At 50.6% G+C, this 21,441-nt stretch carries 15 protein-coding genes, 1 tRNA gene and 1 pseudogene; 7 read left to right on the top strand and 10 right to left on the bottom strand.

The genetic code is table 11. The features are described from left to right. The 5 genes and pseudogenes from C233_RS23855 to mltG all read right to left on the bottom strand — a co-directional run. Positions 1-156 (bottom strand): annotated as a pseudogene (locus C233_RS23855) (DDE transposase); the annotation flags it as partial. 221 nt (positions 157-377) lie between these two features. Next, the gene (locus C233_RS0120115) at positions 378-1,685 is read right to left on the bottom strand and encodes a phenylacetate--CoA ligase family protein (RefSeq protein WP_018669305.1); all 1,308 of its coding nucleotides are present in this window, start codon (positions 1,683-1,685) and stop codon (positions 378-380) included. 18 nt (positions 1,686-1,703) lie between these two features. Then, the gene (locus tag C233_RS0120110; RefSeq protein ID WP_018669304.1) at positions 1,704-2,285 is read right to left on the bottom strand and encodes an indolepyruvate oxidoreductase subunit beta; all 582 of its coding nucleotides are present in this window, start codon (positions 2,283-2,285) and stop codon (positions 1,704-1,706) included. 4 nt (positions 2,286-2,289) lie between these two features. Then, on the bottom strand, positions 2,290-3,882 hold the full coding sequence (locus C233_RS0120105) for a thiamine pyrophosphate-dependent enzyme (RefSeq protein ID WP_018669303.1): 1,593 nt from the start codon (positions 3,880-3,882) through the stop codon (positions 2,290-2,292). Positions 3,883-3,954: 72 nt separating this feature from the next. Continuing rightward, positions 3,955-4,992: an endolytic transglycosylase MltG gene (gene mltG / locus C233_RS0120100; RefSeq protein ID WP_018669302.1), complete on the bottom strand. Its 1,038-nt coding sequence runs from the start codon at positions 4,990-4,992 to the stop codon at positions 3,955-3,957. 590 nt (positions 4,993-5,582) lie between these two features. Here mltG and C233_RS0120095 point away from each other — a divergent pair. Continuing rightward, a tRNA-Thr gene (locus C233_RS0120095) sits at positions 5,583-5,655 on the top strand. Between the two features lie 370 nt (positions 5,656-6,025). On the opposite strand, the gene C233_RS0120090 is transcribed toward C233_RS0120095, so the two are convergent. After that, the gene (locus tag C233_RS0120090; protein ID WP_018669301.1) at positions 6,026-8,017 is read right to left on the bottom strand and encodes a glucosamine-6-phosphate deaminase; all 1,992 of its coding nucleotides are present in this window, start codon (positions 8,015-8,017) and stop codon (positions 6,026-6,028) included. Positions 8,018-8,116: 99 nt separating this feature from the next. Then, positions 8,117-9,283, bottom strand: a complete 1,167-nt coding sequence (nagA, locus tag C233_RS0120085) for an N-acetylglucosamine-6-phosphate deacetylase (RefSeq protein WP_018669300.1) — start codon at positions 9,281-9,283, stop codon at positions 8,117-8,119. A gap of 275 nt (positions 9,284-9,558) precedes the next feature. Between nagA and C233_RS0120080 the strand changes: the two genes are divergently transcribed. Further along, positions 9,559-10,260, top strand: coding sequence for an SIMPL domain-containing protein (locus C233_RS0120080; RefSeq protein WP_018669299.1), 702 nt, complete (start codon positions 9,559-9,561; stop codon positions 10,258-10,260). On the opposite strand, the gene C233_RS0120075 is transcribed toward C233_RS0120080, so the two are convergent. The 3 genes from C233_RS0120075 to C233_RS0120065 form a co-directional block, all read right to left on the bottom strand. Next, positions 10,232-11,074: an amidohydrolase gene (locus C233_RS0120075; protein WP_018669298.1), complete on the bottom strand. Its 843-nt coding sequence runs from the start codon at positions 11,072-11,074 to the stop codon at positions 10,232-10,234. The two genes, C233_RS0120080 and C233_RS0120075, sit on opposite strands and share 29 nt — an antisense overlap. Before the next feature lie 246 nt (positions 11,075-11,320). Then, complete coding sequence (locus C233_RS0120070; RefSeq protein ID WP_018669297.1) at positions 11,321-11,875, bottom strand: 1-acyl-sn-glycerol-3-phosphate acyltransferase; 555 nt, start codon at positions 11,873-11,875, stop codon at positions 11,321-11,323. A gap of 5 nt (positions 11,876-11,880) precedes the next feature. Next, entirely contained in the window at positions 11,881-12,150 is a 270-nt protein-coding gene (locus tag C233_RS0120065) for a hypothetical protein (protein WP_018669296.1), read from the bottom strand. 304 nt (positions 12,151-12,454) lie between these two features. On the opposite strand from C233_RS0120065, the gene C233_RS23025 reads away from it, so the two are divergent. From C233_RS23025 to C233_RS0120040, 5 genes are all read left to right on the top strand, one after another. Beyond that, on the top strand, positions 12,455-13,678 hold the full coding sequence (locus C233_RS23025; protein ID WP_051089662.1) for an efflux RND transporter periplasmic adaptor subunit: 1,224 nt from the start codon (positions 12,455-12,457) through the stop codon (positions 13,676-13,678). A 36-nt stretch (positions 13,679-13,714) separates the two neighbouring features. Continuing rightward, a complete protein-coding gene (locus tag C233_RS0120055) occupies positions 13,715-16,825 on the top strand; it encodes an efflux RND transporter permease subunit (protein WP_018669294.1) in 3,111 nt (1,036 codons plus the stop codon). Positions 16,826-16,863: 38 nt separating this feature from the next. After that, positions 16,864-18,243, top strand: a complete 1,380-nt coding sequence (locus tag C233_RS0120050) for an efflux transporter outer membrane subunit (protein ID WP_018669293.1) — start codon at positions 16,864-16,866, stop codon at positions 18,241-18,243. A gap of 101 nt (positions 18,244-18,344) precedes the next feature. Continuing rightward, positions 18,345-19,991 (top strand): diphosphate--fructose-6-phosphate 1-phosphotransferase, encoded by a 1,647-nt coding sequence (locus C233_RS0120045; protein WP_018669292.1) that lies wholly within the window; start codon positions 18,345-18,347, stop codon positions 19,989-19,991. 256 nt (positions 19,992-20,247) lie between these two features. Continuing rightward, complete coding sequence (locus C233_RS0120040; RefSeq protein ID WP_081626139.1) at positions 20,248-21,096, top strand: glycoside hydrolase family 25 protein; 849 nt, start codon at positions 20,248-20,250, stop codon at positions 21,094-21,096. Positions 21,097-21,441: the final 345 nt, after the last annotated feature.

Here is a 21,441-nt window from a genome sequence, read left to right as displayed (position 1 = left end):
CAGACCTGCGGCTTTTGCCAAACGCTCAAACGGGAACACGGAATGAAGCCTGCCAAGCTCACTCTCATTAAAACTCTTGCGATATTTTTCCAGAATATCAAATTCTGTAAAGCCCAAAGTAGGGTGAATTTCTGAAATATTTTGTATCTTAGCCATATCTTAGTTGAGGTATTTCCCCCGTTTGGGCCGTCAAACCTTGTTTGCGGGGGAATACCTAAAGATACAAAAAAGCCAACTAATTCGCAATACTTTAAGTATGAATTAGTTGGCTAATTTTATTCTATTTACTGAATGTCCCTATTTAAGATTACCAACCTGCAATACTAAAGTTGCCGGCTTGCAATGCGATAACGCAAGTATTGCATGCCGGCAAAATATTATTTGTTGTCCCGCAAATCTCTCACCCGGACAGCTTTTCCTTCGCTTTGAGGCAAGGAGCCTTTCTTAACGAGTTTCACTTTGGGCGTGACGAGAATTTCATCTTTCAGTTGGCGGGAGATAGCTTTGCGTATTTTTTCCAGTTCTATATAGTTGTCGGTGGACAAATCGCTGAGCTCTACCTCTACGACCATTTCGTCCTGGTTGTTGACGGTTTCCAGAGTAATGAGGTAGTTACTGCCCAGCTCGGGGAACTGTACCAATACCTTCTCCACCTGCATGGGGAAGATGTTGACTCCTTTGATGATGAACATATCGTCGCTGCGGCCTTTGATGCGGTCGATACGCAGGTGGGTACGCCCACAAGGACATTTACCGGGAAGTATGCGGGTGAGGTCGCGCGTGCGGTAGCGTATCAGCGGCATCATCTCGCGGTCGAGGGTGGTCAAGACCAGTTCTCCGATTTCACCGTCGGGCACGGGCTCGCCGGTTTCCGGATTGATGATTTCTACCAGGTAGCAGTCTTCCCAGAAGTGCATGCCGTTTTGCTCGGTACATTCGAAGGCTACACCGGGGCCGTTCATCTCGGTCATTCCGAAGCTGTTGTAGGCTTTGACGCCCAACATCCGTTCGATTTTCCTGCGTTGTTCGTCCGTATGAGGCTCGGCTCCGATAACAAGCGTTTTCAGGGTAGTGGAGGCGGGGTCGATGCCCTCTTCCTGAAACACCTCCGCCAGGCGTATGGCATAGCTGGGAATGGCATGCAGGGCGGTGGTTTTGAAGTCCATGATGAACTTTATCTGCCGCTTGCTGTTGCCGGCTGCCGCCGGTACGGTGAGCGCTCCCAGGCGTTCGGCTCCATACTGGAAGCCTAACCCGCCGGTGAACATGCCGTAGCCGGAACTGTTCTGGAAAACATCGGTTTTGCGTACGCCCACTGTGTACAGGCAACGTGCCACGAGATTGCCCCAGGAGTCCAGGTCGTGCTGGGAATGTACGATGACGGTAGGCGTTCCCGTGGTTCCGCTGGAGGAGTGGATGCGTACGCCGTCTTCGTACATATTGCCCGCTACGAGCCCGAATGGGTAGTTGGCACGCATGTCTGCCTTGGTGGTGAATGGAATTTTCCGGATGTCCTCTACCGACCGGATACTGTCCGCTGTGATGCCGTGTTCTTGAAATACTTGTTTGTAATAGGGAGAATTCGCCGCAATACTGATTGTTTTTTTGAGCCGTTGAAGTTGCAATTCGCGCAACTGCTCGCGCGGCATGGTTTCTATCTCTTCTTCCCAGTATTTGTCATTCATGGTTATGGAAATTTTGATTTACATCAGGTTTTCTGCTATTTCCTTGCCGGCTGCCAGGGCTTTGAGGTTAAGCTCGACGATGTCTTCGCCTTTGCGTTGGAAAATGTCGCGGATGCTGTCCTGCACTTTCCGGTAGTCGATACCGAGGAACGGAATGGTGGCTCCCAGCAGTACGATGTTGGCAACGCGCGGAGAGCCTGTTGCTTTGGCTACTTCGTTTACGTTCAGCACAATCTTGTGGGGAAGCTTGTCGAGCTCGGCTCTGAGGGCTTCTTCGGCAGGGTAGCTGGGGATGTTGATGAAAGGAGCTGCGTTGGTTACCAGCCAGCCTTCGGGGTTGAGGTAGGGGAGGTAACGCAATGCTTCCATGGGTTCCAGGGAGATGATGAGGTCGCACTTGCCCGTGGGGATGAGGTCGGAAGCGATAGGCCGGTCGCTGATACGGAGGTTGGACTGTACGTCGCCACCCCGCTGGCTCATTCCGTGCACTTCGGCTTGTTTCATGTATAACCCGTCTTTAAGGGCTGCCTGGCCTATTACGGTGGCGATAGAGAGGATACCTTGTCCACCTACGCCGGAAAGTATAATGTCTTTTTTCATGGTTTTACTTATTTCGTTTCTTACGTGCTAAGGTTTGGATACATTCTCTGCGGGGGATGATGACGGATACGCCGCGGTATTCGATTTCTTCGCGGATTACCTGTTTCATCTCCTCGTAGTTCTTCTTCAGCGGAACGACCACGCGGATGTGTTCCGGTGCTACGCCGATGCCTGCGCAAATGGATTCGAGGCGGCCGGTTCCGGCAGAGTCTTGTCCGCCGGTCATGGCGGTAGTCTCGTTGTCGGAGATGACGATAGTTACGTTGGCGTTCTCGTTTACGCAGTCCAGCAGGCCGGTCATGCCGGAGTGGGTGAATGTGGAGTCGCCGATAACGGCAACTGCGGGATGTACTCCTGCGTCCGAAGCGCCTTTAGCCATTGTAATGGAAGCTCCCATATCCACGCACGAGTCAATGGCGTTGAAGGGGGCGTTGGCGCCTAAGGTGTAGCAGCCGATGTCGCTGAATACCTTATGGCCGGGGTATTCTTCGCGCAGTACTTGGGTCAGTACCGTGTACATGTCGCGGTGGCCGCAGCCTTCGCACAAGGCGGGCGGGCGCATCTCCACGAGTGCGGGAACGGCGAATTCCGCTTTGTTCTCTTTGCCTATGGCGCGGGCTACGCTGTCCGGGTTCAGCTCTCCGTCTTGCGACAATGTTCCGTCCAGGCGTCCTTTTACTTTTACGCCGATGCCGAGGTAGCCTTTCAGTTGCTTTTCTACGAACGGCTGGCCGTCCTCCAGTACGAGTATCTCATCACAGGCTTCCACGAGTTGCATCAACTGCTTCTTGGGAAGCGGATATTGGCCGATTTTTAGTACCGGATATTCACAGCCTTCGGGGTAATTCTCCATAAGGTAGTTGTAACCGATGCCGCAAGCTATGACACCGAGTTTCTTGTTGGGACCGTCTACGTATTTGTTGTAGGGTGAATTCTCCGATGCTTCGATAAATTCGTCCTGGCGTTGCAGCAGTAGCTTGTAGCGTTTGCGTGCATTGCCGGGGAGCAGGATGAACTGGCGCGGGTCGTCGCTGAAGGCGAGCTCGTTCTGGGGTTGCTGCGCTTTGCGCTCCACACCGGAACGCGAGTGTGCCAGGCGGGTAACCATACGCATCAGCAGGGGCTCGCCGGTCTGCTCGGAGAAGGCAAAGCCGCTGTACACCATATCGTAGGCTTCTTGCTGGTTGCTCGGTTCGTACATCGGGATTAACGCGAAGTCGCCGTAGAAGCGGCTGTCCTGTTCGTTTTGCGATGAGTGCATGCTGGGGTCGTCGGCTGCAATGACGATTGTACCGCCTTTAACGCCGGTAATGGCGGAATTGATAAAGCAGTCGGCAGCCACGTTCATGCCTACGTGCTTCATACATACCAGCGAGCGTTTTCCGGCGAACGACATGCCCAATGCGGCTTCCATAGCAGTCTTTTCGTTGGAGCACCAGCGGTGGTGGATACCTCTTTCGGCGGCAATCGGCGCCGTTTGGATGTATTCGGTAATTTCTGTCGAGGGAGTGCCCGGATAGGCGTACACACCGGAGAGACCGGCGTCTAATGCAGCTTGTGCAATGGCTTCATCGCCAAGTAAGAGTTGCTTGCTCATTTCTTTTAAGTGTTAGTCATGGTTTTGATAATAGTCGCAAATATAGCTTTTTGCTTTTATTTTATTACAAGATTAATTGAAAATCTTTCTTTCGTTTAATGCCTTCCAATATTTTCTTGCATTTCTCATATGGTCGGCATAGTTGGATGCGAAGTTGTGAGTGCCCGAAAAGTCCTCTTTGGCGCACATATAGATGTAGTTGTGCCGGGTATAGTCCAATACCGCGTCCAGCCCGGCAGGGGTAGGAATGCGGATAGGACCGGGCGGCAGGCCGGGGTATAGGTAGGTGTTGTACGGCGAATCGACAGCGAGGTGTGCGTTGGATATTCGGCGCAGCCCGAAGTCTTGCAGCGCAAACTTTATGGTGGGGTCGGCTTGCAGCGGCATGCCGGCACGGAGGCGGTTGATGTACAGTCCGGCAACCATGGGTTTCTCCGGGTTGTTGTTCGTCTCTTCCTCGACGATAGAGGCAAGGGTGCATACTTCTTCCGGCGTCATGCCGATAGCCCGGGCTTTGTCGAGCCGTTCCCGGTTCCAGAATTTTCGATGTTCTTTCTGCATCCGCTCAAAGAAGTCGTCTACGCTCATGTCCCAGTACACCTGGTAGGTTTCGGGGATAAAGAGGCAGGCTATCGTTTCCTTGCCGTATCCTAATTTCTGCCGGAACAGCGAGTCGTTCATAGCACGGGCTATTTCGGCGGAGTCAATCATCAGTTGTCTCCCTACGCTACGTGCCAGTTTGTCCAGGGTGCGCACGCTTCCTATCGTCAGGTTCATAGGCTCCTGATACCCTCTGTAAAGGCGGCTGAATACGTGGTAAACATTTTCGCCGGGGCGTACCGCATAGCGTCCGGTGCGGATGTGGCGGGAGTAGTCTTTCCACTGTGCCATCCATTTGAAGCCAGCGAAGCTTTTGGGGTTTCCCTGCGCTTTTACCTTATTATATACGGAGTCTGCCGTATCGTCGCGGTCGATGTAGATGTAGGCTGTCTTGTGCGGATAGAATTGCGGCGCGAACAGGTAGTAATATACCGTTCCCGTACCTGCAATGCCTATAAGCAGCAAGGATACGAGTATTCCGAGAAAGATTCGTTTTTTCTTCTTTTCCATATCGTCTTTTTCTTCTTTGAGTCGGGCAAAGTTAGTAAGATTTTAGAATAAACGGTATGCTTTCAGGGTATTATTCACGGGAGAGGGAGGGGCGCTCTTTGTTTGCTGCGATGCGTACAAAGATAGGATACATGCCATTTGCAGCCTTTCTTGCACCGCCTTCTTGCCGTCATACTGTCGATGTTTGATTTTATCGCAACTGTTAAACTTTTCGACATCCTTTGGGTGTCACGGGGAAACGTTTTGTTTTTCAATAGTGAATCGTGTTGCGGTATAATGTATTTCTTATTTATAGTGCACTTTTTATTATTATAGTGTACTTCTTGTTTATAATGTATTTCTTGCTTATTATGTATTCCTTGTTTGTAATGCACTTATTATTATAGCCGCGCTTTTTGTTTTATAGTATATTTCTTGTTTTATAGTATATTTCTTGTTTATAGTGCATTTCTTCTTTATAACCGGAGGATAAAATGCCATATTACAAAGGTGGAAAAGCATATTTCCGGAAATATTTATAAAAAATCATGCAAATCTTTTTGCAAATTCAAATAAAGATGTACCTTTGCACCCCGTAAACAAAAGCTATCGCCGCTATAGCTCAGTTGGTAGAGCAACGCATTCGTAACGCGTAGGTCGCCAGTTCAAGTCTGGCTAGCGGCTCATAAGCAGGAACTTCATAAGCTTGATATTTAGCTTGTTAAGTTCCTGCTTTTTATTTATAACTTCTCCCGCTTCAAAATCAAAAAAAGATATACCTAATCTTGGGGCTTATTTAGGTCGGATGATATACCTATTTATTTAAATCAACTGATATATCTATTTAGGTCGGGTGATATACTTAATTTATTTAAGTAAACTCATATATATTTATTAGGTCAGACGATATACCTATTTATTTAGATTAGCTGATATATATGTATAAGGAGGAATCGGTACATGCTGGCTCCTCGAAGTTCCGTACCTTTGCCTACGAAAAAAGGGGGAACTTGTTAAGCTCCCCCTTCAGTGAATATTGATATTCTGCGGATATTTACAGCGGAATATATTCTACGAATGCTTCCATTGCCTCGTAAGATGCCAGACCCAGGCTGTCGTACAGTGCCGCCGTACCGCGGTTGCGGTCTTCGCTGCGCTGCCAGAACAGGCGCTCGTCGTTGCCCAGGAACGGTGCGCTCTCCATTTGGCTCTGGTGCTTCAGGATAGAGTTGCGTTTGGCACGCAGTTCTTCCGGACTGATAGGCACTGCCATTTCGATATTTTCTATTTCCCATTCTGCCCATGCACCGCGGTACATCCAGATGCGGCAGTCTTTCAGCCACTTGGCGCCTTCTTCCTTTTCCAGGTCGATAGCCGCGAATACGGCATCCGTACAAACGCGGTGCGTGCCGTGCGGGTCGGCAAGGTCGCCGGCTACGAAGATTTGATGAGGCTTCACCTCGCGCAGCAGGTTACGTACGATTTCCACATCGGCCTCGCTGATAGGATTCTTCTGAATCTTACCGGTTTCATAGAACGGCAGGTCTAAGAAGTGGCAGTGGTCTAACGGGATGTTGTTGTACGTGCAGGCGGTACGCGCTTCGCCGCGGCGAATCAGGCCTTTGATAGTCAGGATGTCACGGGTATCCATGTCGCCGTCTTTCTTCTCTTTCAGGAAGTTGCGGATTTCCGCATATTTCTCGTTGATAATCTGGTCTTCGCTGTTGTTGAAAAGCTGGTTGAAGCCGTTGATGAAGTGCAGGAAGCGGATAACTTCTTCATCGCCCACGGCAATGTTACCGGAAGTCTCGTATGCCACGTGCACATCGTGTTTCTGCTCTACCAGGCGGCGGATAGTGCCTCCCATGGATATAACGTCGTCGTCCGGATGCGGAGAGAATACGATGACGCGCTTGGGGTAGGGTTTGGCACGCTCGGGGCGGTAGGTGTCGTCTGCGTTCGGCTTGCCGCCCGGCCAGCCCGTAATGGTGTGCTGCAGGTCGTTGAATATCTTGATGTTTACGTTATAGGCGGAACCGTAGAGGGCGAGCAGCTCGCTCAAACCGTTTTCATTGTAGTCTTTGTTGGTCAGCTTCAAGATAGGTTTGCCGGTAAGTTGGCACAGCCATACGATAGCGCTGCGAATCAGTTTGTCGTTCCATTCGCAGGAGGTTACCAGCCACGGGCGTTGGATGCGGGTAAGGTTGGCGGCAGCCGAGAGGTCGACGGCGATGTGGGCGTTGTTGTGCGTTTGCAGGTAAGAGGCGGGAATCGTGTCCGTTACATTGCCTTCTACGCACTCTTTTACCATTTTGGCTTTTTCCTCGCCCCATGCCAGCAGGTACACCTTCTTGGCGGAGAGAATCGTTGCCACACCCATTGTAATGGAGCTTACCGGAGTGCTTTCGATACTGCCGAACATCTTGGACGCTTCGTTGCGCGAGTCGCTGTCCAGCAAAATCAGGCGGGTGGTGGAGTTCAGACGTGAGCCCGGTTCATTGAAACCGATATTGCCTACGCGCCCGATGCCCAGCACGGCTACGTCAATTCCGCCGAAGCTCTCGATGCGCTGCTCGTACAGGCGGCAGTATTCGAAAATAGTGTCTTTGGCAATGGTTCCGTTGGGGCTGAATACGTTCTGCATGTCGATGTCCACGTGGTCGAGCAGCATTTCCTTCAATGCGTTGAGGTTACTGTTGACCGCGTCCGATGCCAGCGGGTAATATTCGTAAAGATTGAATACCACTACGTTGCGGAAACTCAATCCTTCTTCCTTGTGCATGCGCACCAGGGCTGTATAGACGTTACGGGGCGAATTGCCGCCTGCCAGTGCCAGTACGCAGAAGCGGCCGGCTTTCTGCTTGTCGCGGATTATCTGTGCGATGTCCAGGGCAATCTGGTTGGCGCCTTCTTCGGGAGATTCGTAGATGTCTGTCGGGATTTTTTCGAGCCGCGTCAGTACCGACCTCTCGAAAGCGTTCTCAGGTCTGTAATACCTGGGGGATACTCTGTTGAGAGTAATTTGAGAACTAAGATTGGTTTTCATACATTTTGGGTTATTAATAAATGATTAAAGTTGCTTGCTTATTAAAACTTAACAAAAATACGAAAAACATGGTTCATTCGTATCTTGCCGGAACAATTTTTATGATAAAGTATCGGTTTCGGGCACTAATTTGCCCATAGCCCATACAGCTCTTATCTTCAGGTCTTCGTCCATTACGATGATGTCGGCGTCTTTTCCTTTCTGGAGCGAGCCTTTGCGGTCGTACACGCCCATGATGCGTGCCGGCGTTTCGGATATCATGCGTACGGCGTCTGCCAGGGGAATGTCGGCTTTCTGTACCATGGTGCGTATCAGCCGGTCCATGGTTGCTATGCTGCCCGCCAGGGCGGAGTGGTCTGCGAGCTTGCACACGCCGTCCTCGATGATGACGCGCGGGTCGAAGGCTTCCTTGCTGTCGCTTGCCGCACATGCCAGGGCGTCGGTAATGGCGCACATCCGCTCCACGCCTTTTATCTTGTAGACCAGGCGCAGGATTGTGGGCGGCACGTGGATGCCGTCCGCCACTACTTCTACGGTCATGTCGTCCATGAGGTAGATGCTTTCTACGGTTCCTTCGTACTTGTATTCGCGGCGTTTGTGAAATCCGGGCATTGCATTGTAGAAATGCGTGGCATGCGTATAGCCAGCTTCATAGGCGGTACGTATGTCCTCGAATTCCGCCTGGGTATGGGCTACCGACGCCAGGATGCCTTTTCCGGTGATGTATTTGCCGAACTGCATGGCTCCGGGCAGCTCGGGAGCGGCGTCCCAGCGCTTGATACAGTGCCAGTTTTCTACGATAGGGATGTATTCATTGGGGTCCGGGTTCTTGATGTTTTCGGGCATCTGTCCGCCCGCCATTGCCATGTTCAGGTAGTGGCCTTCGAGGTGGAGCCCCAGTATCGGGCTGTCTTTCTCGGACATCATCCTGGTGCAGGTTTCCGCCGCCTGCTCAATCATCGGTACGGTGGACGAGGAGAGGGTGGGGAATATGCTGGTGGTTCCGTATCTCATATGGGTCTTGACGGCGCCGCGGAAGGCGTCTTCGGTACATTCCATAAAGTCGCGTCCGCCACCGCCGTGCGCATGGATTTCTACGCCGCCGGGCAGTACGTACATGCCTTTTACGTCGATTAGCTGTGCGCCGATAACGGCGAGGTCGCAGTTGGTTACTTCTAAGATTTGTCCGTCCCTGATAAGTACGGAGCCGTCCTTGAGCCAGCCTTGGGGGGTCAGGATACGGGCGTTGATGAGTTGAGTCAACATAGGATTTAGGGGTTAGTGTTAATAAATTAATCGTTTCGGTCGTCAGACGTCATTTCAAAGGACAAAAATAGCCACTTTTTGGGTAAGATGCACTCCATATATTTAGGTATTTGTATTAAATACTCTAAAAATGGATGCGTAATGTTTAAAGAAACACCTATTTAATATCTTTTTAATCCGGATTGCAGGGAGCCGGAACTTTAATTTCGTTATTTTGTTTTATTCATATAGAGAAAACGGTATATTTGCTAATAAACTTAAAAAAACGACTGAGTATGAAAAACTGGAAAATGGAAGCTGCCATTATCGCCGCCGGCATGGTTCTGTTGGGGGTGATGATAAAATGGGGTATAAACGATTTTATAGACAAGGAGCGTATTGTCAGCGTAAAGGGGCTGGCGGAAATGGAAGTGCCTGCCGACAAGGTGATATGGCCTTTGATGTATAAGGATATCGGAAACGACCCTTCAGTACTCTATGCCAATATGGAGCAGAAGAACAAGGCTATTGTGAAGTTTTTGGAAAGCAACGGTATTGCGAAGGATGAAATCAGCATCGCTCCCCCGGAAGTGATAGATATGCAGGCCGAGCGTTATGGTAACCGCGACATCGCTTACCGCTATAATGCGACGTCGGTAATTACGGTTACGTCGAAGAATGTGGATAAGGTGCGGAAGCTCATGACGGAGCAGGCGGAGCTGTTGAAGCAGGGGATTGCCATTAGCGGAGGCGACTACCGTTATAATGTGGTGTATGAGTTTACCGGTCTGAATGAGGTGAAACCCGGCATGATAGAGGAGGCTACGAAGAATGCCCGTGCCGCCGCCGAGAAGTTTGCAAAGGACTCCGACAGCAGCCTGGGCAAGATAAGGAATGCCTCGCAGGGACAGTTCTCCATATCGGACAGGGATGCCAATACGCCTTACATCAAGAGCATACGTGTGGTAACTACCGTGAATTATTATCTGAAACGATAGAAAAGGTATCCGCGTCTTTCCAGGCGGGAAACTTTTCCCTGAACTGTTGCAGGGCGGAAAGCTCGAGTGCCGCGGTGGCTATCCCTTCTTCATCATCAGGTACTCCGGCAAGCAGCTCGCCCCGTGGGGAGTAGATTGCACTGCCGCCGTTGTGAAGGAACCGGTTGCCGTCCACGCCGATGCGGTTGACGCCGCAAACATAGCTTATGTTTTCCAGCGCACGCGCCTGTAGGAGTATGTCCCAGGCTTTCCGCCGGGGTGCAGGCCAGTTGGCTACATAAATGAGGAGGTCGTATCCGTTGTTTACATTCCGGCTCCATACCGGGAAGCGGAGGTCGTAGCAAACAAGCAGCAATATGTTCCAGCCCCGGTACGGGATAACGGGACGGCTGCTGCCTGCCGTGAAATGCGCCGCTTCGCCGCCCATGCGGAACAAGTGCCGTTTGTCGTAAAAGTAGGCATCTCCCTCGGGGGTGAGGAAAAAGGCGCGGTTGTAGTATGCGGGATGTCCGCCGGATAGCGGGCTGTTTTCGGAGGAGGCGGGAATGCCTTCGCAGGATATGTAGCTGCCGGCAATGGCTATACGGTATTCCGCCGCCCATTGGCGCAGAGTCGTAATCGTATCGCCCGTTACCGCTTCGGCCAGCTTGCCGGTGTCCATACTGAATCCGGTGGAGAATGTTTCCGGTAAAACGACAATCTCCGTTGCCCCGCGAAGTGTTTCCAGCTTTTCGCGGAGGCGACGGAGATTGTCTTGTTTATTTTCCCAGGCAATATCCGTTTGCAGGATACTGACACGCAGTCGGTTCGTCATAACAGAACTGGATTGGATTGAATACTGCCCTCTCTGTCGTGTCGGTACGGATTGTGCGGAAGCATGCGGTTCGGCTTGTTCTATGCGCTGGAAGGCCACAGGCTTCCGTGTACCCCGTACCTATAAGACAAGTGGCAGGAATATACTCTTTTAATAGGTACATATTCCCTTAACACGTATATATTCCTTTAATAGGTATATATTGCTTATAACAGGAATATATTGCTTTAACAGGTATATACTCCTTTAAATCGTTCCGATTGAAAAGTTTTCAGGATTCTTTCCGTGAAAGTCCTTGAAATAAAGTTTTATCTCGTGCATATCCTTCTCGAAGTCTCCCGTCGGCATTATCGCCTTGGTGGAGGTAATGGTCTTGGTAGGATAGTCTATACCGATGAGCATGATAGGAACTTGCGCCTTCAATGCGATAAAGTAAAATCCCTTTTTCCAGTTGGGATTGTGCTTGCGCGTTCCTTCCGGGGTAATGGCCAAATGGAACTGTTTGCTTCCGGCAAACCTGTGTGCCATTTGGTCTACTAAGGAAGTGTTGCGGCTACGGTCTACCGGTATGCCGCCAACGGCTTTGAATATCAGTCCCAGGGGAAAGAAGAACCACTCTTTCTTCATCATGAAGCTGGTTTTCCGCCCGATAGCGCCGTAGAACAGCTTGCCTATAAATAAATCCCAGTTGGAGGTATGCGGTGCTGCGCAGATAACGCATTTGTCGTAATTGGGTACTGTTACATTCGTTTTCCAGCCTAACAGGCGGTAGTAGATAAAACTATACAGTCTTTTCTTCATCCTTTTTATTTCAGTTTGCCTATGGCTTCAATGATTTCGTCCACTTTTGCGTTGAAGTCGGAACGGAATTTCTTGTAGTAACCCTTTACGTTTCCCGGCTCGGTGTGGCTGATGCGGCTGATGAACTCATCCTGCATGTTCAGGATTTCGGCCATTAGCTCATCGGCTTTCTTCTTGTCTGTTCCGGGTACGTACAAACTGTTTATGAGACATTCTGCGAATAGCTCGCCGGCGATATAGTTGACGTTCTTTTTCAATACTTTTCTACTTGCCATAATCTTTACTTTTTATGTGAATGAATTGATATATTTTCGGTAAAGATAGTGTTTTTCTCAATGAATATAGAGGAAAAATGGGATTTTATGTGTTTTTAATGAGAAACGAATCGTAGAATAATTCTACATTTGTGGAGATTTTCTACAACAGGAGTGTGGAATAGGGGCGGGGAATGCCTACTTGGGTTGCGTGTTTATGACTGATAATTAATTTATTATATGGTATTGGACGGCTTTTGCCCGCATGTGGCATTGCGTTTGCTTTGAAAAGGAAAACAGGGCTAAATTAAATAAACAAACAAGCATGAGACTATTTTTTACGAAAAAAGAATTAAAGCTGAGAAAAAAACGGGTGATAATGATGATAGCCTGCATGGCGGTGCTGCTTGCCGGCTATCTGATATTGACCTGGCCTAAGAAAGTACAGCCGGAAGCGCCCACTGTAATCGTGGAACCTGCCGAGGTGGGCGATGTGGAGATTTTTGGCGAATATGTAGGACGTATCCGCGCGCAGCAGTTCGTCGAAGTCCGTGCGCGTGTGGAGGGTTACTTGGAAAGCATGCTTTTCGATGAAGGTACGTATGTAACCAAGAACCAGGTACTGTTCGTTATCAACCAAGACCAGTACCGCGCCAAGGCGGATAAGGCACGTGCGCAGTTGAAAAAGGATGAGGCGCAGGCTTTGAAGGCCAAGCGCGACCTGGAGCGTATCCGCCCCTTGTATGCGCAGAACGCTGCCAGCCAGTTGGATTTGGATAATGCGCAGGCAGCTTACGAAACGGCGGAGGCCTCTGTTATCATGAGCCAGGCAGACCTCGACCAGGCGGAGCTGGAGCTGGGGTACACCATTGTGCGCTCTCCTCTGTCGGGACATATCAGTGAGAGAAATGTGGACTTGGGAACCCTTGTTGGTCCGGGCGGTAAATCATTGCTCGCCACCGTTGTGAAGAGCGATACGGTGCTGGTGGATTTCAGCATGACCGCACTGGACTATCTTAAGAGCAAGGAGCGGAACATCGAGATAGGCCGTCAGGATTCTACCCGTTCCTGGCAGCCTAACATTACGATTACCTTGGCAGACAACACCGTATATCCTTATAAGGGGTATGTGGACTTTGCCGAGCCGCAGGTAGACCCGCAAACCGGTACGTTCTCCGTCCGCGCCGAGATGCCCAACCCGAGCAGGGTACTGCTGCCGGGGCAGTTTACCAAAGTGAAGCTGCTGCTGGACGTGCGTGAAGGAGCGGTGGCGGTTCCCCAAAAAGCGGTTACTATCGAAAAGGGCGGCGCTTATATCTATGTGATGCGCCGCGATTCTACGGTCGAGAAGCGTTTCATCGAGCTGGGACCGGAGTTCGGCAACAATATGGTGGTCGAGCGCGGGCTGGTGGCCGGCGAGCAGGTGGTTACGGAGGGTTTCCACAAGCTTACTCCGGGTATGAAAGTGCGTGCGCAGGCCGCTATCCCTGCAAAGGAGGAAGAGTTGCAGGATAATGCTTTGAACAGGAAAGTTTCTTCCGAGAATTAAAGTAAAAGGATAACAACCTCTCAAAGTAATGACAGTATGAAAGTAAGCTTCTTTATAGACCGCCCGGTATTCTCGGCGGTGATATCGATTGTGATTGTTATTGTCGGTATCATCGGTCTGACGATGCTGCCGGTAGACCAGTATCCGCAGATAACGCCGCCCGTTGTAAAAATCAGCGCATCCTATCCGGGAGCGAGCGCGCTGACCGTGTCGCAGGCGGTGGCAACTCCTATCGAACAGGAGATAAACGGTACTCCGGGCATGTTGTACATGGAGTCCAATAGTTCCAATTCCGGCGGTTTCTCGGCAACGGTGACCTTCGATGTGTCTGCCGACCCCGATTTGGCCGCCGTAGAAATCCAGAACCGCGTGAAGCTGGCGGAGAGCCGCCTGCCTGCCGAAGTTATCCAGAACGGTATTTCGGTAGAGAAGCAGGCGCCCAGCCAGTTGATGACTATCTGCTTGACTTCCAGCGACCCGAAATTCGACGAAATCTACCTGAGTAACTTCGCTACAATCAATGTGCTGGACCTCTTGCGCCGTATTCCCGGCGTGGGACGTGTATCCAATATAGGCAGCCGTTACTATGCCATGCAAATCTGGGCTATGCCGGACAGGTTGGCAAGCTTCGGGCTGACCGTGCAGGATTTGCAGAATGCGCTGAAAGACCAGAACCGCGAATCGGCTGCCGGTGTGCTGGGACAACAGCCGGTGCAGGGGCTGGATATCACCATTCCTATTACGACGCAAGGCCGTCTGAGCTCGGCAAAGCAGTTCGAGGATATCGTGGTGCGCGCCAATGCCAACGGGTCTATTATCCGGCTTCGCGATGTGGCACGCGTATCGCTCGAGGCGTCTTCGTACAGTACGGAGAGCGGTATCAACGGCGAGAATGCGGCTGTGCTCGGTATTTATATGCTTCCCGGAGCCAATGCCATGGAGGTGGCGGACAACGTGAAGAAGGCAATGGAGGAAATCAGTGCGAACTTCCCCGAGGGAATGAGTTACGAAATACCGTTCGATATGACTACTTATATCTCGGAGTCCATTCACGAAGTATATAAAACATTGTTCGAGGCGTTGATTCTTGTGGTGCTGGTAGTGTTCCTTTCCTTGCAGAGCTGGCGTGCCACCCTGATTCCGATTGTGGCAGTGCCCATATCCCTAATCGGTACTTTCGGCTTCATGCTTATTTTCGGCTTCTCGCTGAATATATTGACGTTGCTGGGATTGATTCTCGCTATCGGTATTGTGGTGGACGACGCCATTGTGGTGGTGGAGAACGTGGAGCATTTAATGGAGACGGAAAAGCTTTCGCCCTACGAAGCTACCAAGAAGGCGATGAACGGCTTGGCAGGCGCTTTGATAGCCACCTCGCTGGTACTCTGTGCCGTGTTCGTGCCGGTGAGCTTCCTGAGCGGCATTACCGGGCAGTTGTACCGCCAGTTCACTATCACTATCGCCGTGTCGGTATTGCTCTCTACGGTCGTGGCGCTGACGCTCAGCCCCGTAATGTGTTCGCTTATCTTGAAGCCGAACAGCGGGAAGAAAAAGAATATCGTGTTCCGTAAGATAAACGAGTGGCTGAATTTGGGCAACCATAAGTATATCGGTGTCATCAGCCGGGTTATCAAGCATCCCAGACGCCTGATGAGCGCATTCGGCATGGTACTGATTGCTATCTTCATCATTCACCGCCTGATACCTACCAGCTTCTTGCCGGTAGAAGACCAGGGCTACTTTAAGGTGGAGCTGGAATTGCCGGAAGGCGCTACGCTGGAGCGTACCCGTGCGGTGACCGACCGTGCCGTGAAATACCTGGAACAGAATTCCTATGTGGCTTATGTGCAGAACGTAACGGGTAGCAGCCCGCGTGTGGGCAGCAACCAGGCGCGTAGCGAGCTGACCGTTATCCTGAAGCCGTGGGAGGAGCGTAAGAATACTACCATTAACAAGATTATGGAGAAGGTAGAGGCGGACTTGAAAGAGTATCCCGAATGCAGGGTTTATCTTTCCACCCCGCCCGTCATTCCCGGCCTGGGTACTTCGGGAGGTTTCGAGATGCAGCTCGAGGCGCGCGGCGAGGCTACCTTCGAAAATCTGGTGCAGGCAGCGGATACGCTGATGTATTATGCCCGGAAACGTAAGGAGCTGACGGGGCTTTCTTCTTCTTTGCAGTCCGAGATTCCGCAACTCTATTTCGATGTAGACCGCGACAAAGTGAAGATGCTGGGTGTGCCGCTGGCAGATGTGTTCTCTACGATGAAAGCCTATACTGGTTCTGTCTATGTGAACGACTTCAATATGTTCAACCGTATATATAAGGTGTATATCCAGGCGGAAGCGCCGTACCGCGAACACAAGGAGAACATTAACCTGTTCTTCGTGAAGGCTGCCAATGGGGCAATGGTTCCGCTGACCTCCCTGGGCAATGCGTCTTATACCACGGGGCCGGGCAGTATCAAGCGTTTCAATATGTTCACCACTGCCGTTATCCGCGGTTCGGCTGCGCAGGGATACAGTTCCGGCCAGGCCATGGAGATTGTGGAGCAAATAGCGCGCGAACATTTGCCGGATAACATCGGTATCGAGTGGAGCGGGCTTTCCTACCAGGAGAAGAAGGCCGGCGGACAGACCGGGCTGGTGCTGACACTGGTGTTCCTTTTCGTCTTTCTTTTCCTTGCCGCACAGTACGAAAGCTGGACAGTACCTATCGCCGTGCTGCTTTCCTTGCCGGTAGCTGCTTTGGGAGCTTATCTGGGTGTTGCCGTGTGCGGCCTGGAGAATGATATTTACTTCCAGATAGGCCTGGTAATGCTTGTGGGGCTTGCGGCAAAGAATGCTATCCTTATCGTAGAGTTCGCCAAGGTGCAGGTGGATAACGGGGGAGATTTGATACAGTCGGCCATTCATGCCGCTCAGCTTCGTTTCCGTCCGATACTGATGACTTCGCTTGCTTTCGTGCTGGGCATGCTTCCTATGGTGCTGGCAAGCGGGCCGGGTTCTGCAAGCCGCCAGGCAATCGGTACGGGAGTGTTCTTCGGAATGATTTTTGCCATAGTGTTCGGCATCGTGCTCGTGCCGTTCTTCTTTGTCATGATTTACAAGGCAAAGGCGAAGGTGCAGCATAAAATCAAGAAAGACTGATGATGATATTGTTGTAAACGAATTCTGATTATGTACTTATGAAAAGAAAGAATATATATATACTCCTGCTGCTTGCCGCGGTTCTCTGCACATCGTGCAAGGTAGGCAAAAGTTATGTCCGTCCTGAAATGACATTGCCCGACAAGCTGACGGAGGAGCAGGACAGTGTAAGTATTGCCGACGAGCAATGGCAGGCGGTCTATACCGACCATACCCTGCGCAACCTGATAGAACGCGCATTGGAATATAACAAGGATATGCTCATCGCTGCCGCCCGCGTAAAGGAAATGGCTGCGCAGAAGCGTATCAGTGTGGCCAATCTGCTGCCGCAGTTGAACGGGAAAGTGGAGGCGGAACATGAAGTGGAAAACTACGGCGGGCATAGCCGCAACGAAATCGACACTTACGAGGCGAAGGCGCTGCTGTCGTGGGAGCTCGATCTCTGGGGAAACCTGCGTTGGAAAAAGGTGGCTGCCATTGCCGATTATTTGCAGAGCGTGGAAGCCCAGCGCGCCTTGCGGATGACAATTGTCGCCGAGGTGGCGCAGGCATATTATGAACTGGTGGCGCTCGATACGGAGCTGGAAATCGTTCGTCAGACGCAGCAAGCCCGTGAGGAGGGTGTACGCCTTGCACGGCTTCGTTTCCAGGGCGGGCTTACCTCGGAAACTTCCTATCAGCAGGCAGAGGTGGAGTTGGCACGTACCGCCACGCTTGTTCCGGATTTGGAACGTAAAATCTCCATTAAGGAGAATGATATCGCTTTTCTTGCCGGCGAATTTCCTACGCGTATCGAGCGCAGCCGCTTCCTGCAGGAATTGGATGTGCCGGAATCGTTGCCGGTGGGATTGCCTTCCGACCTGCTGGAACGCCGTCCCGACATCCGTGCTGCCGAGCAGCAGCTCAGGGCGGAGCATGCCCGCGTAAAGGTGGCTTATACCGATATGTTTCCCCGGCTGGCGCTTACCGGCGAGTTCGGGTTGGAGAGCGATGTCCTGTCCAATTTCCTCCAATCTCCCTACACGTTGTTGAACGGGGCGGTGCTGAGCCCGCTTTTCAACTGGGGCAAGAACCGTGCCGCTCTGAAGGCGCGGAAAGCTTCGTTCGAAGCCGAGGTTCATAGCTACGAAAAGACTGTACTGAATGCTTTCAAGGAAGCCAAGAATGCCATAGTGGATTTCAATAAGATAAAAGAGGTCTACCGGTTGCGTCTCAAACTGGAACGTTCCGCCAAGACGTATGTGGACTTGGCGCAGTTGCAGTATATTAACGGTGTTATTAATTATATGGATGTTCTCGATGCCCAGCGTGGATATTTCGATGCGCAAATCGGCGTCAGCAATGCCATTCGCGACGAACTGATAGCGGTAGTGAATGTTTATAAGGCTTTGGGCGGCGGCTGGCAGATAGAGGAATAGTTAATTATTTCGTTCACAGGCTTTCATATTTCAGAAAAAAAAGCGAAATTTGCGACGCTTTTAAACGGAACTTTACTAACACCTTTAAATAATTAAGAGAAATGACTAAAAGTGCATTGCAAATTGCAAGGGCTGCCTACCAGCCCAAACTTCCGAAAGCGCTGAGAGGTACTGTGAAAGCAGTAGCTGGTGCAGCTACTCAATCGGTAGCCGACCAGGAAGAAATCAAGAAATTGTTCCCGAACACCTACGGAATGCCTTTGATTAAGTTCGAAGCTACGGACGAGGTTGCCGAGTTTCCCGCAGTGAATGTGGGCGTTATCCTTTCCGGCGGCCAGGCTCCCGGCGGTCACAATGTGATTTCCGGTATCTTCGACGGTATCAAGAAGCTGAACAAAGACAGCAAGCTGTACGGTTTCATCCTCGGTCCCGGCGGATTGGTAGACCATAACTACATGGAGCTGACTGCCGATATCATCGACGAGTACCGCAATACCGGCGGTTTCGACATCATCGGTTCCGGCCGTACCAAGCTGGAGAAAGAAGAACAGTTTGAAAAAGGGCTTGAAATCCTGAAAGAACTGAATATCAAGGCGCTGGTTATCATCGGCGGCGACGACTCCAATACGAATGCATGCGTGTTGGCGGAATATTATGCTGCCAAGAATTGCGGCGTGCAGGTTATCGGCTGTCCGAAGACTATCGACGGCGACTTGAAAAACGAGATGATTGAGACTTCTTTCGGTTTCGATACGGCTTGTAAAACCTATTCCGAGGTAATCGGCAATATCCAGCGCGACTGCAACTCTGCACGCAAATACTGGCACTTCATCAAGCTGATGGGACGTTCTGCTTCGCACATCGCCTTGGAATGCGCATTGCAGGTGCAGCCTAATATCTGTATCATCTCCGAAGAAGTAGAGGCTAAGGACATGTCTTTGGACGACATCGTAACCAGCATCGCCCAGGTAGTGGCAAACCGTGCCGCACAAGGCAATAACTTCGGTACGGTCCTTATCCCCGAAGGCCTGGTAGAGTTCATCCCGGCCATGAAACGCCTTATCGCCGAGTTGAATGACTTCCTGGCTGCCAATGCGGAAGAATTCTCTCAAATCAAGAAGTCGCACCAGCGCGACTATATCATCCGCAAGCTTTCTCCGGAAAATGCCGCTATCTATGCCAGCCTTCCCGAAGGCGTTGCACGCCAGTTGTCACTGGACCGCGACCCGCATGGAAATGTACAGGTATCCCTTATCGAAACGGAGAAACTGCTGTCCGAAATGGTAGCTACCAAGTTGGCGCAGTGGAAGGAAGAAGGCAAGTTCGTAGGCAAGTTCGCCGCACAGCACCACTTCTTCGGTTATGAGGGACGTTGCGCCGCTCCGTCCAACTTCGATGCCGACTACTGCTACTCCCTGGGTTATGCGGCTTCTGCATTGATAGCCAACGGCAAGACCGGTTATATGTCTTCCGTACGTAACACGACTGCTCCTGCCGAGGAATGGATTGCAGGCGGTGTGCCTATCACGATGATGATGAATATGGAACGCCGTCACGGTGAGATGAAGCCGGTTATCCAGAAAGCCCTGGTGAAACTGGATGGCGCTCCCTTCAAGGCATTCGCCGCACAGCGCGACCGTTGGGCTGTGGAAACGGATTATGTTTATCCGGGTCCTATCCAGTACTTCGGTCCTACGGAGGTTTGCGACCAGCCTACCAAGACTTTGCAGCTCGAACAAGGTAAATAATATCTTATGGGGGTGTGTCGGAATTCATCGCGGACTACGCGGATTATCGCAGATTGCCTGTCTTGATAAGGTTGTCTGTCCTGATAATCGATTGTTTAACTTCAATCCGTATGAATGCGTGCAATCTGTGGTGAAAAGGATTTCGACACTCCCTCATTTAAAACACAAATTACATAAGTTGCGCAACCCTGAGTTTGTGTAATCAGTGTAGTTTGTGTTTTGTTTTTAATGGCTACTTATCCTTTAATATACTTGAATGCCTTCCCAAAACAGTACAGTTCCCCGTCGTAGGCCTGCATCCCGCCACACTTCTTCCCGAAAAAAGAAGCAGGTGGCGTCTCGTACTATGCCTGTACGGTTGCGCAATCTGTTGGCATTTTGTATTATTGCGGTGTTTTCTGCCGGCTTTTATTGGTTCTTTGTCCGTCCTTACGCTTACCGTTGGAAACCTTGCTACGGGCTGAAAGGCTATGGAGTGTGTATGCCTTGCAATTACGAGGTGCATGGCATCGACATTTCCCATTACCAAGGTATTGTAGATTGGGATAGGCTCCTTCATAATAAGGATACGGAATTTCCCATACACTTTATCTTCATGAAAGCTACCGAAGGCGGTGATTACGGTGACGAGACTTTTACCGAAAACTTCGGGCAGGCGCGGAAACACGGTTTTATCCGGGGGGCTTACCATTATTTCCTGCCTAAGACGGATGCGCATAAACAAGCTGATTTTTTTATTAGCACCGTGCAGTTGTCAAAGGGAGACCTTCCGCCCGTTCTCGATGTGGAAACCACGGGAAAGAAATCGCCTCGAGAATTGAAACTCGCCGTTAAAACATGGCTCGACAGGGTAGAGGCGCATTATGGCGTAAAACCGATTCTTTACACATCTTATAAGTTCAAGAAACGTTATCTCAACGATTCCATATTTGACTCTTATCCTTACTGGATAGCCCATTATTACGTTGACTCCGTAAGGTACGAGGGCAAATGGCATTTTTGGCAGCATACCGATGCGGGCAATGTTCCCGGTATTGAAGAAGAAGTCGATTTGAATGTTTTTAACGGCACATTAGAAGAATTGCTTGGCATGACCCTGCAATAGTTAACTTCATAGATGCAAGAAGTTAACTTGCCGGTATTTGCTTAGTTAACTTCCTTATATTTATTTAGTTAGGGACATTCAGTAAATAATATAAAATCAGCCAACTAATTCATACACAAAATATTGCGAATTAGCTGGCTTTTTTGTATCTTTAGGTATTCCCCCGCAAATAAGGTTTGAAGGCCAAAACGGGGGAAATTCCCCGACTAAGATATGGCTAAGATACAAAATATTTCCGAAATTCACCCAACTTTGGGCTTCACAGAATTTGATGTTCTGGAAAAATACCGCAAAAGTTTTAATGAGAGTGAGCTTGGCAGGCTTCACTCAGTGTTCCCGTTTGAA

It is taken from the genome of Bacteroides gallinarum DSM 18171 = JCM 13658 (assembly GCF_000374365.1).
GTDB lineage: Bacteria > Bacteroidota > Bacteroidia > Bacteroidales > Bacteroidaceae > Bacteroides > Bacteroides gallinarum.
This window is presented reverse-complemented; position numbering and strand designations above follow the sequence as displayed.

Bases quoted from the DNA above. Each gene is read 5' to 3' on its own strand.
- C233_RS0120115 (WP_018669305.1), bottom strand. From the start codon at position 1,685: ATGAATGACAAATACTGGGAAGAAGAGATAGAAACCATGCCGCGCGAG.
- C233_RS0120110 (WP_018669304.1), bottom strand. From the start codon at position 2,285: ATGAAAAAAGACATTATACTTTCCGGCGTAGGTGGACAAGGTATCCTC.
- C233_RS0120105 (WP_018669303.1), bottom strand. From the start codon at position 3,882: ATGAGCAAGCAACTCTTACTTGGCGATGAAGCCATTGCACAAGCTGCA.
- mltG (WP_018669302.1), bottom strand. From the start codon at position 4,992: ATGGAAAAGAAGAAAAAACGAATCTTTCTCGGAATACTCGTATCCTTG.
- C233_RS0120090 (WP_018669301.1), bottom strand. From the start codon at position 8,017: ATGAAAACCAATCTTAGTTCTCAAATTACTCTCAACAGAGTATCCCCC.
- nagA (WP_018669300.1), bottom strand. From the start codon at position 9,283: ATGTTGACTCAACTCATCAACGCCCGTATCCTGACCCCCCAAGGCTGG.
- C233_RS0120080 (WP_018669299.1), top strand. From the start codon at position 9,559: ATGAAAAACTGGAAAATGGAAGCTGCCATTATCGCCGCCGGCATGGTT.
- C233_RS0120075 (WP_018669298.1), bottom strand. From the start codon at position 11,074: ATGACGAACCGACTGCGTGTCAGTATCCTGCAAACGGATATTGCCTGG.
- C233_RS0120070 (WP_018669297.1), bottom strand. From the start codon at position 11,875: ATGAAGAAAAGACTGTATAGTTTTATCTACTACCGCCTGTTAGGCTGG.
- C233_RS0120065 (WP_018669296.1), bottom strand. From the start codon at position 12,150: ATGGCAAGTAGAAAAGTATTGAAAAAGAACGTCAACTATATCGCCGGC.
- C233_RS23025 (WP_051089662.1), top strand. From the start codon at position 12,455: ATGAGACTATTTTTTACGAAAAAAGAATTAAAGCTGAGAAAAAAACGG.
- C233_RS0120055 (WP_018669294.1), top strand. From the start codon at position 13,715: ATGAAAGTAAGCTTCTTTATAGACCGCCCGGTATTCTCGGCGGTGATA.
- C233_RS0120050 (WP_018669293.1), top strand. From the start codon at position 16,864: ATGAAAAGAAAGAATATATATATACTCCTGCTGCTTGCCGCGGTTCTC.
- C233_RS0120045 (WP_018669292.1), top strand. From the start codon at position 18,345: ATGACTAAAAGTGCATTGCAAATTGCAAGGGCTGCCTACCAGCCCAAA.
- C233_RS0120040 (WP_081626139.1), top strand. From the start codon at position 20,248: ATGCCTTCCCAAAACAGTACAGTTCCCCGTCGTAGGCCTGCATCCCGC.